Genomic DNA, 2,045 nt, shown 5'->3' with positions numbered 1-2,045 from the left:
AGCTCGGTACCGGGGATCCTCTAGAGTCCGACCGCGGCGACCGTCACCCCTATCGTGAAGATCCACGTCTGCCCTTCGAGGAGGGAGACCGCGGCGCCGGGGTTGCGTGTCAGATAGAACTGGAGCGCGTCGCCCCAGACCTGCACGGGCTGCTGGAACGGCAGGGTGGTGAGGGCAAGATACTTGGCGAACTGGTCAGCGGCCAGCACCAGCGCCGCGAGAATCGCGACGATGGCACCGGCCGCTGCCCTGTTCAGGCTCCGACGGGGAGCACTGCGCTCTGGGGTGTGGTCCGCCACCGGGCTCAGGAAGCCGAAACCGAGGAGGCACCCGAGGTCGCGCCCGCGACGTCGAGGTCGCGGAGCTTCTCCTCGATGAACCCACGCAGCTGCGAACGGTAGTCGCGCTCGAACTGGCGGAGCTCGCTGATGCGTCCCTCGAGCGTCACGCGCTCGCTCTCGAGACGAGCCATCTCGTCGCGTCCCTTGGCCTCGGCCTCGGCGAGGATCGAGGCGGCCTTGGCCTGTGCCTCGGAGATGAGCTTGTCGCGCTGCGCCTGTCCTTCGGCCACGTGCTCGTCGTGCAGACGCTGTGCCAGCTCGATGATGCCGGCGGACGCGGCCACGCCGCCGGCGGCGGGAGCCTCGACAGCGGGGGCGGGGACGGACTCGACGACGGCCGGGGCGGCCTCCTCGACGACGGCCGCCTCGACGACCTCGGCGGGAGCAGACTCACCGGACTCGTACGCTGCGAGCTTGGCCTTCAGCTCTTCGTTCTCGGCGATCGTCTTGCGCCACTCGACGACGATCTCGTCGAGGAAGTCGTCGACCTCATCCGGGTCGAAACCCTCCTTGAACCGCACGTGCTGGAACTGCTTCGTGACGACGTCTTCCGGGGTCAAAGCCATGGTGTTTCCTCTTTCGGGGCTCACGACGCGGGCCGATTCGGTCGGCCCGCCACCGGCGAGCCGTACTGACCAAGCATAGTCGCGGCTGGTGGGACGTGCGACGGGGGGCTAGAGGCGCTCGATGACGCGGACGATCGTCAGAAGAACGAAACAGGCCAACATCGTGATCGGAAAGCCCAGGTCGAGCGCAATGGGACCGATCCGCAACGGAGGAATCAGCCGGCGGAAGAAGCGCAGCGGCGGATCGGTGAGGGTGAAGACAGCCTCGGCGAAGACGAGGCCGAATCCCCGCGGACGCCACTGACGATTGAACATCGGGATGTACTCGAGAACGAGTCTCGCCAGCAGCACGAGGATGTAGAGCAGGAGAAGGACGTCGACGACGAATGCCGCCAGGCGCACGAACTCCACGACTACTGGCTGAAGGGCGCGGACTCGGGGTCGGCCTGAGCCACCGTGCCGTCACCGGAGATCGCGACGTTCTCGGGCGAGAGGAGGAAGACCTTGCTCGTCACGCGCTCGATGCGACCGTACAGCCCCAACGACAGGCCGCTCGCGAAGTCGATGAGACGCCGGGCATCGGCGTCGCTCATCTGCGAGAGGTTGATGATGACCGGGATGCCGTCGCGGAAGTTCTCCGCGATGATCTGCGCGTCGCGGTACTGCTTGGGGTGCACCGTGAGGATCTCGCTGACGGTGCCCGCGGTCGGCTGACGCACGACGGTGGGACGGTGGAGCGGGGTCACAGGGGCCGCCTTCTCGATCGGGCGCTCGCTCGAGCGCTCACGGCGTGCAGGCGTCTCGGCAGCGGGCTCTTCGTAGACCTCTTCCTCATCGGCGAGGCCCAGGTACACCATGGTCTTCTTGAGCGGGTTCGACATCGCATTCCTCCGTTTGCTCGTCTGTTCTGAGGCTAGCCGCGGTCAGGGCGCGGTCCCGTGATTGCGGTGCCGATCCGCAGGTGTGTCGCGCCGGCGGCGATCGCCTCGGCGAAATCGCCGGACATGCCCGCCGACATCCACGTGGCATCCGGAACGACCCGTCGCACCGTCGCCGCGGGCCGCGCGAGGCGCTCGAACGCCTCCGCAGGCGCCTGCGCGAGCGGGGCGACGGCCATGACACCACGAAGTCGCAGCGA

Annotated in this window: 4 protein-coding genes and 1 pseudogene; all 5 read right to left on the bottom strand. The window is 67.7% G+C overall.

Going from position 1 to position 2,045, the window contains the following annotated elements; genetic code table 11:
- Window positions 1–20 precede the first annotated feature (20 nt).
- Window positions 21–299, bottom strand: coding sequence for a signal peptidase II (locus I5I_RS07930; RefSeq protein WP_036318277.1), 279 nt, complete (start codon window positions 297–299; stop codon window positions 21–23).
- A 5-nt stretch (window positions 300–304) separates the two neighbouring features.
- The gene (locus I5I_RS07925; RefSeq protein WP_036318276.1) at window positions 305–907 is read right to left on the bottom strand and encodes a DivIVA domain-containing protein; all 603 of its coding nucleotides are present in this window, start codon (window positions 905–907) and stop codon (window positions 305–307) included.
- 108 nt (window positions 908–1,015) lie between these two features.
- Complete coding sequence (locus tag I5I_RS07920) at window positions 1,016–1,318, bottom strand: YggT family protein (protein ID WP_036318275.1); 303 nt, start codon at window positions 1,316–1,318, stop codon at window positions 1,016–1,018.
- A gap of 2 nt (window positions 1,319–1,320) precedes the next feature.
- Complete coding sequence (locus I5I_RS07915; RefSeq protein WP_036318274.1) at window positions 1,321–1,788, bottom strand: cell division protein SepF; 468 nt, start codon at window positions 1,786–1,788, stop codon at window positions 1,321–1,323.
- A gap of 32 nt (window positions 1,789–1,820) precedes the next feature.
- A pseudogene (locus tag I5I_RS07910) lies at window positions 1,821–2,045 on the bottom strand (YggS family pyridoxal phosphate-dependent enzyme); the annotation flags it as partial.

The sequence above is a fragment of the Microbacterium sp. B24 genome, assembly GCF_000333415.1.
GTDB lineage: Bacteria > Actinomycetota > Actinomycetes > Actinomycetales > Microbacteriaceae > Microbacterium.
The sequence above is the reverse complement of the archived record's forward strand: the minus strand, read 5'-3'. Positions and strand labels throughout refer to the sequence as shown.